General features: G+C 72.3%; 9 protein-coding genes. 5 read left to right on the top strand and 4 right to left on the bottom strand.

The features are described from left to right. A partial coding sequence (locus ACWEN3_RS37365; protein WP_452980451.1) for a VOC family protein occupies positions 1 to 712 on the bottom strand: 712 nt, incomplete at its 3' end. A gap of 128 nt (positions 713 to 840) precedes the next feature. Between ACWEN3_RS37365 and ACWEN3_RS37360 the strand changes: the two genes are divergently transcribed. After that, positions 841 to 1155 (top strand): ANTAR domain-containing protein, encoded by a 315-nt coding sequence (locus ACWEN3_RS37360; RefSeq protein WP_452980448.1) that lies wholly within the window; start codon positions 841 to 843, stop codon positions 1153 to 1155. A gap of 16 nt (positions 1156 to 1171) precedes the next feature. Here ACWEN3_RS37360 and ACWEN3_RS37355 read toward each other — a convergent pair whose 3' ends face one another. Beyond that, on the bottom strand, positions 1172 to 1963 hold the full coding sequence (locus tag ACWEN3_RS37355) for an RNA polymerase sigma factor SigF (RefSeq protein WP_452980445.1): 792 nt from the start codon (positions 1961 to 1963) through the stop codon (positions 1172 to 1174). A 259-nt stretch (positions 1964 to 2222) separates the two neighbouring features. Between ACWEN3_RS37355 and ACWEN3_RS37350 the strand changes: the two genes are divergently transcribed. The 4 genes from ACWEN3_RS37350 to ACWEN3_RS37335 all read left to right on the top strand — a co-directional run bounded on the left by ACWEN3_RS37350 (position 2223) and on the right by ACWEN3_RS37335 (position 5123). Then, positions 2223 to 2741, top strand: a complete 519-nt coding sequence (locus tag ACWEN3_RS37350) for a MarR family winged helix-turn-helix transcriptional regulator (protein ID WP_452980443.1) — start codon at positions 2223 to 2225, stop codon at positions 2739 to 2741. 16 nt (positions 2742 to 2757) lie between these two features. After that, positions 2758 to 3603: an ABC transporter ATP-binding protein gene (locus ACWEN3_RS37345; RefSeq protein WP_452980440.1), complete on the top strand. Its 846-nt coding sequence runs from the start codon at positions 2758 to 2760 to the stop codon at positions 3601 to 3603. Further along, positions 3563 to 4408 (top strand): ABC transporter permease, encoded by an 846-nt coding sequence (locus tag ACWEN3_RS37340; protein WP_452980437.1) that lies wholly within the window; start codon positions 3563 to 3565, stop codon positions 4406 to 4408. Before ACWEN3_RS37345 ends, ACWEN3_RS37340 begins: the two co-directional genes overlap by 41 nt. 190 nt (positions 4409 to 4598) lie before the next feature. Next, positions 4599 to 5123, top strand: coding sequence for a hypothetical protein (locus ACWEN3_RS37335; RefSeq protein ID WP_452980434.1), 525 nt, complete (start codon positions 4599 to 4601; stop codon positions 5121 to 5123). Between the two features lie 18 nt (positions 5124 to 5141). Here the strand turns inward: ACWEN3_RS37335 and hemC are convergent, their stop codons facing one another. Both hemC and ACWEN3_RS37325 read right to left on the bottom strand, forming a co-directional pair. Further along, a complete protein-coding gene (gene hemC, locus ACWEN3_RS37330; RefSeq protein WP_452980431.1) occupies positions 5142 to 6083 on the bottom strand; it encodes a hydroxymethylbilane synthase in 942 nt (313 codons plus the stop codon). 18 nt (positions 6084 to 6101) lie between these two features. Continuing rightward, on the bottom strand, positions 6102 to 7049 hold the full coding sequence (locus ACWEN3_RS37325) for an ATP-dependent DNA ligase (RefSeq protein ID WP_452980454.1): 948 nt from the start codon (positions 7047 to 7049) through the stop codon (positions 6102 to 6104). Positions 7050 to 7100: the final 51 nt, after the last annotated feature.

Here is a 7100-nt window from a genome sequence, read left to right as displayed (position 1 = left end):
CTCTGGGGCGATTCCCCCTTGTTCCCCGCCCTGTCCGGTGCGGCCGCACGGACGGGTCCGGGGCCGCCTCGACCGCGCCCGAGTCGATGCGCGCCACGATGTCGCCCTGGCTGCGCAGCAGGACCTCACCGCCCGTGTACTCGACCTCGCAGCAGCCGGACGCCCCGGTCGCCCAGCCGAGGATCTCGCCGTAGAAGATCGCGGAGTCGAACGCGTCACGGGTGTGCAGCCGGATGAACGTGGGCGCCGCCCTGCGCCAGGCCTCCCAGTTGCCGACCAGCTCGCCCTGCCAGATGCCGAAGGTGGCGCCGTCCCGGTCGGCGAGCAGGGCGGCCCGTCCGGGCGGGAAGGAGAGCGGCCCGACCGCCGCCGTACCGCCGCGCTCCCGGGCCCGGGCCACGGCCACGTCGGCGTCCGGAACAGCGAAGTACGGCGTCCAGGCCACTGCCATCTGCCACATCGAGGCGACGGCGGCGATCCCGGCCACCGGCACCCCGTCGGCCAGCGCGATACGGAAGTGCTCGCCGAGCTTCGCGCCGCGCCAGCGCCAGCCCAGCACGGCCGCGTAGAAGTCCTGGGTGGCCTGGAGGTCACGGCTGGTCAGGCTCACCCAGCACGGGGCGCCGAAGACGGAGTGCGTGGAGACGACGTCCCGCTTGCGCGGTTCGCGGCCGGAGCTCGCTCCACCACTGACGGGGGTGTCTTGGTTCATGGCAGTCGCGTCCTGCTCTCGGGGCCGGGCGGCCACCGGTCTCGCTCCAGTGTCCAACCGGGAGGGGGTAGGGCGCAGGTCGAGTACCCCCGGTGGCAGCGGACCAGGCCAGTGCGCAGGATGGAGGGATGGGAGAGAGCGAGGCGGACCGCATCGCCGCGTTGCAGGCCGAGGTCGACCAGCTGAAGGAGGCGGTCACCTCCCACGCCGTCGTCGACCAGGCGATCGGGATGATGGTGGCGCTCGGCAGGGTGACCCCCGACCAGGGGTGGCAGGTGCTGCGCGAGATCTCCCAGCACACCAACATCAAGCTGCGCAACGTCGCCGAGCTGATCCTGATCTGGGGGCGCCGGGGCGACATCCCGGCGGATGTCCGGGCGGCGCTGGAGGAGACCCTGGACCGGTACGGGCCGACCCAGGTGCCGGGCGCCGACGAGCGGTGACGCGGGGCGGGGCGCTTCAGCGGGCCTCCGCGAGCAGTTCCTCACGCAGCCGGTCGAAGCAGCCGCTGAGCAGCCGCGAGACGTGCATCTGCGAGATGCCGAGCTGCTGGGCGATCCGGCTCTGCGTCATTCCGCGGAAGAACCGCAGATAGAGAATGGTGCGTTCGCGCTCGGGCAGCGCCTCCAGACACGGTTTGACCGCCACCCGGTCCACGACGAGGTCGTATCCCGGGTCCGTCCCGCCCAGGGAGTCCCCGAGCGCGTACCCGTCCGTTCCCGCCACCTCGGCGTCCAGGGACAGCGCGGAGAAGCATTCCAGCGCCTCCATGCCGGTGCGCACCTCGTCCTCGGTCAGCCGGGTGAACGCGGCGATCTCGGTGACGGTGGGCGGCCGGCCCGAGGTGGTCTGGGCCAGCTCCTTGACGGCGCTGCGGACCCGGTTGCGCAGGTCCTGCACCCGGCGGGGGACGTGCAGGGTCCACATGTGGTCCCGGAAGTGACGTTTGATCTCACCGGTGATGGTGGGCACGGCATAGGCCTCGAACGCGCGGCCCCGGGAGGGGTCGTAGTGGTCGACGGCCTTCACGAGGCCCAGCGCGGCCACCTGGTAGAGGTCCTCCAGGGCCTCCCCGCGGCCGCGGAAGCGTACGGCGATCCGCTCGGCCATGGGCAGCCACAGCTGCACCAGCTCGTCCCGGAGCGCCTGGCGCTCGGGGCCGTCGGACAGCCCCACGAGCCGCTCGAAGGATTCGGCGGTGTCGGGTGCGTCGTCGTGGGGATGGGGTTTCGTGCTGCCAGTGACACGCATTGCGCGCACCTCTTTCGGCAGGTGCTGATTGGACAGACACCGTGGGAGGTGCGCTCGGACCGTCTGAAGGACACCGGGGCGTCCGGCAAGCGCCGGTTCCCACGGACGTGCCTCCTGTCCGAAGCACTTACAATCATTTTCCCATTCGAGGACATCTCGAAACAATCGACTACATATAGGGCGCTACCGATGTGGCCCTTGACCGCCTCTTGGGGTGCTCGACGAGTGATACCTCTGTAACAGAGGTAATCTCCGAAGTGTGGAGGACGAAGCGGTACGGGGTACGGGGACGCGGCTGGTGACCTTCCCGGAGGAGCTGGCCGACGCGCTCGTGCGCATCCAGCGGCTGATCCGGCGCCGGCTGCGCGGCGGGCTCACCGGGCCCCGGCTGCGCGGCGCCGAGGTGGAGCTGCTGCGACTGGTCGAGTCCCGGCCCGGCATCGGCATCTCCGAGGCGGCCAAGGAGCTGCACCTGGCGGGCAACTCCGTGTCGACGCTGGTCAACCAGCTCGTCCGGGACGGCTATCTGCTCCGGGAGACCGACCCGGCCGACCGGCGCGCGGCCCGCCTGCTGCTGACCGACGCCGCCGAGAGGCGACTCGCGGACTGGCGGCGCCGCCGGGCCGAGCTGTTCGGTCGGCAGGTCTCCCGGCTCGACGAGGCCGACCGGGAGGCCCTGCGCGCGGCCCTCCCGGCCCTGCGCAAGCTCGCCGGCCACCTGTACGAGGACACCGATGACGGCGCGACGGACCGGTACGAGGGTGCGGAGGAACCATGACGGAGGCCGAGGAATCATGACGAGCGACACAGCCGGCGCCCCCGCCGAGGCCGTCACCTGCACCCGGCTCGCCTACGCCTTCGGCGACACCCACGCCGTGGACGGGCTGGACCTCGCCGTACGCGAGGGCGAGGTGTTCGGGCTGCTCGGGCCGAACGGCGCCGGCAAGACGACCGCGATCCGCTGCATCACCACACTGCTGCCGGTCCCCGCCGGCATGGTCCGCGTCTTCGGCCACGACACCGCGAAGGAGCGCATGGCGGTCCGCCGGCTGCTCGGCTACGTCCCGCAGCAGCTCTCGGCCGACAGCGGGCTCACCGGCCGGGAGAACGTCGCCCTGTTCGCCCGCGTCTTCGACGTACCGCGCCGCGAGCGCGCCGAACGGGTCGCCCAGGCGCTCACCGCCGTCGATCTCACCGACGCCGCCGACCGGCTCGCCAAGACCTACTCCGGCGGCATGATCCGCCGCCTCGAACTCGCCCAGGCCCTGGTCAGCGCGCCCCGCCTGCTGATCCTGGACGAGCCCACCATCGGCCTGGACCCGATCGCCCGCACCGGAGTCTGGGAGCACATCAACGCCGTCCGCGCCGCGACCGGCATGAGCGTCCTGGTCACCACCCACTACATGGACGAGGCCGACCAGTACTGCGACCGGGTCGGCCTGATGCACCACGGCCGCATCCGCGCCCTGGGCACCCCGGCCGAACTGCGGCAGGGCCTGGCCGAACGCCAGGGCGCCAAGACCCTGCCCACGCTGGAGGACGTCTTCCGGGACGTCGCCGGCAGCGGCCTCGACGACCACTCCGGAGGAGGATTCCGCGATGTCCGAAGCACCCGCCGCACCGCGCACCGAGTCGGCTGAGGGCACGCGGCTGCTGCTGACCCCGCCCGCGCCGCGCGCGGGCTGGCGGCTGCTGCCCGCCCGGGTCGTCGCCATGTGCGCCGTGGAACTGCAGAAGCTGCGCCACGACCGCACCGAGCTGTACACGCGCGCCGTCCAGCCCGCCCTGTGGCTGCTGATCTTCGGCCAGACGTTCACCCGGATCCGCGCGATACCCACCGGCGGCATCCCGTACATCGACTACATGGCGCCCGGCATCATCGCCCAGTCGGCGATGTTCATCGCGATCTTCTACGGCATCCAGATCATCTGGGAACGCGACGCCGGCGTCCTGAACAAGCTCCTCGTCACGCCCACCCCACGCTCGGCGCTGATCACCGGCAAGGCGTTCGCCGCCGGGGTGAAGTCGCTGGTGCAGGCGATCGTCGTCGTCCTCATCGCGGCCCTGCTCGGGGTCGCCCTCACCTGGAACCCGCTGCGGCTGCTCGGCGTCGCCGCCGCGGTGGTCCTCGCCTCCGTGTTCTTCTCCTGCCTGTCGATGACCATCGCCGGCGTCGTCCTCAGCCGCGACCGGCTGATGGGCTTCGGGCAGGCGATCACCATGCCGCTGTTCTTCGCCTCCAACGCCCTCTACCCCGTCTCGATCATGCCGGGCTGGCTGCAGGCCGTCAGCAAGGTCAACCCGCTGAGCTACCAAGTCGACGCGCTGCGGGGCCTGCTGCTCGGTACGCCCGCCCATCTCACCGCCGACTTCGGCGTGCTGGTGGTGGCCGCCGCGCTCGGCATCACCGCGGCCTCCTCGTTGCTCGGCCGGCTGGCCCGGTGATCTTGCCGCGGACGTGATGTGCGGCACGCACCCTCACCCCGTCCGGGGACGCCGCGGACGGATTCTTCCTGCGCAGCGCTTGATCACCGATCAAAGCGGGCGAACCCCCTGGCCACAGCGCATTCCGCTCATTTGACAGTGCGCTCAGCGCACAGATAGACAGCAGCTCTCGAAGGTCGAGAGGGGCACTGTGTACGAGCCGAACGTGGTCGGGGACTGGCAGGAGTACGAGGAGCATGCCGGTCTGCGGGTCCGCGTCCATCGTCTGGAGGCGGCCGAGCCGCCGCGCGGACGTGACGACGCCGCCGTCGGTCTGACGTACTTCAGTCTCCGCGTGACGGTGGAGAACCGCGGTGCGCGGCACTACGGCATCCACCTCGAGGACGGGCAGATCGACGTCCGCGTCGGCCCCGACGGGGAGGGCGCCTTCATCGATTGGCGCAACTCCCAGTTCATCGAGGGCTTCGACGTGTATCCGCTGCGCCGGGCCACCGCGGTGGTCTTCGCGGCCGCCCCGGAGGCGGCCCTCAGCCACGTGGACGTGCAGGTGCAGCTGCGGGTGGACGAGGAGTGGAGCGAGCGCCGGCTCTGGGCGGGCGGCATCGGCGTCCTGGAGGCGACCGCGGCGGCCGCCCCCACGGGCACCGGACCGGCCAGCCTGGCCCACCAGGTCAGCGCCTTCCTGAAGGACCAGACGGAGCCCGGCGCCGCCTGACGCAGGGCCCCGCGCAGGTCAGTGCGGGATGCCGTCGATGATCTCCCGCGCGCCCTGCCTCAGCAGCGCCACCGCGACCGAGGTGCCGAGCGTGGCCGGGTCGAGCCGGCCCGCCCACTCGTGGGCGTTCAGGCTGGTCTTGCCGTCCGGCGTGAACACGCAGGCCCGCAGGGAGAGTTCCCCGATGCGGTCCACGCGCGCGTAGCCGGCGATCGGGCTGTTGCAGTGTCCCTGCAGCACATGCAGGAACATCCGCTCGGCCGTGGCCTCACGGTGCGTGTCCGGGTCGCCGAGCCCGCTGACCGCGTCGATCAGCTCCGTGTCGCCCTCACGGCACTGCAGGGCGAGGATGCCCGCGCCGATCGGCGGCATCATCGTCTCCGGCGACAGCACCTCGCTGATCACGTCGGTGCGGTCGATGCGCTCCAGCCCGGACACCGCCAGCAGCAGCGCGTCCGCCTCCCCGTCGGCCAGCTTCGCCAGCCGGCGGTTGGCGTTGCCGCGGAACGGCACGCACTCCAGCTGCGGGTGGGTGGCGGCCAGCTGGGCGATCCGGCGCACCGCGGAGGTGCCGATCCGGGTGCCGGCCGGCAGCTCGTCCAGGGTGAGCCCGCCAGGGTGCACCAGCGCGTCCCGGATGTCGTCCCGCTTCAGGAACGCGGCGAACACCGTCCCGGCGGGCAGCGGCCGGTCGGCGGGCACGTCCTTCACGCAGTGCACCGCGAGGTCCGCCTCCCCGGCCAGCAGGGCCGCGTCCACCTCCTTGGTGAACGCCCCCTTGCCCTCGACCTTGGACAGATCGCCGAGCCACTTGTCGCCGGTGGTCTTCACCGGTACGACCTCGGTGCGCACACCCGGGTGCAGTGCGGTCAACTCGGCTCGGACCCGCTCGACTTGGGCCAGTGCCATCGGCGAGTCGCGGGAGACGATACGGATCAGTTCGGGAACCGGCATGCGCACACGATAGACCCCGCCGGCTCAGCCCGAGGCCTCCGGCAGGTACGCCGCCGACTCCTCGGGCGTGAGATCCGGGCGCAGCCGCAGCCAGGACGGCTGGCGCAGCAGCCCGGCCCGGGTACGGGTGCTGTAGCTCACCTCGCCCACCAGACGCGGCAGCACCCAGCGGGCGTCCGGGATCCGTGGCACCGGATCGAAGGGACACCGCTCGCTCGCCGTGTCCCGCAGCAGCGCCGCCAGACCGGTCCGCTCCGCCTCGCTCCAGCCGGTGCCCACCCCGCCGACGTACCGCAGCCGTCCTGCCGTGTCGCGCTGGCCGACCAGCACCGCGCCGGGCAGCCCGGTCAGCCGCCCCTTGCCCGGCAGCCAGCCGCCGACCACCACGTCCTCCGCCCGCATGTTCCGGATCTTGATCCAGGCGCGGGAGCGCACCCCGGGCGCGTAGACCGAGTCCAGCCGCTTGCACACCACACCCTCCAGACCGTGCTCCCGGGTGGCCGCGAGCGCCTCGGCGCCGTGCCCGGTCACCGCGGCCGGCGTCGACCAGTACGGCCCCGACAGGCCCAGTTCCTCCAGCCGGGCCCGCCGCCGTGCGTACGGCAGCCGCAGCAGCGGTTCGGCCAGATGGGGCACGTCGAACAGCACCAGGTGCACCGGCACCTGGGCGGCACGGCGCGCGGCCCGCGCGGGCGCGTGGGCCAGGCCCATCCGGCTCTGGAGCAACTGGAAGTCGGCCCGGCCCCGCTCGTCCAGGGCCAGCACCTCACCGTCGAGGACGGCGGGCACGGCGCCGAGCGCGCCGCCGAGCGGCCGCAGTTCGGGATACGCCCCGGTGATGTCCTCGCCCGAGCGGGCGCGCAGCAGCAGGCTGCCGTCGCCGGGCAGGTAGACCATCACCCGCTGGCCGTCCTGCTTGGTCTCGTACGCCCACCGCTCGTCCTGGGCCAGGCGACGCGGACGATCTGGCAGCCGGACGCGGTGAGTTCCGCGATCTGCTGCAGGGTTGCCCCGATGTCCGAC

It is taken from the genome of Streptomyces sp. NPDC004561 (assembly GCF_053602155.1).
Note: the sequence above shows the minus strand (reverse complement) of the source record. Positions and strands in the feature narration are given on the sequence as shown.

Excerpts from the sequence above, each read along its gene's own strand:
- ACWEN3_RS37360 (WP_452980448.1), top strand. The coding sequence starts at position 841 with ATGGGAGAGAGCGAGGCGGACCGCATCGCCGCGTTGCAGGCCGAGGTC.
- ACWEN3_RS37355 (WP_452980445.1), bottom strand. The coding sequence starts at position 1,963 with ATGCGTGTCACTGGCAGCACGAAACCCCATCCCCACGACGACGCACCC.
- ACWEN3_RS37345 (WP_452980440.1), top strand. The coding sequence starts at position 2,758 with ATGACGAGCGACACAGCCGGCGCCCCCGCCGAGGCCGTCACCTGCACC.
- ACWEN3_RS37340 (WP_452980437.1), top strand. The coding sequence starts at position 3,563 with ATGTCCGAAGCACCCGCCGCACCGCGCACCGAGTCGGCTGAGGGCACG.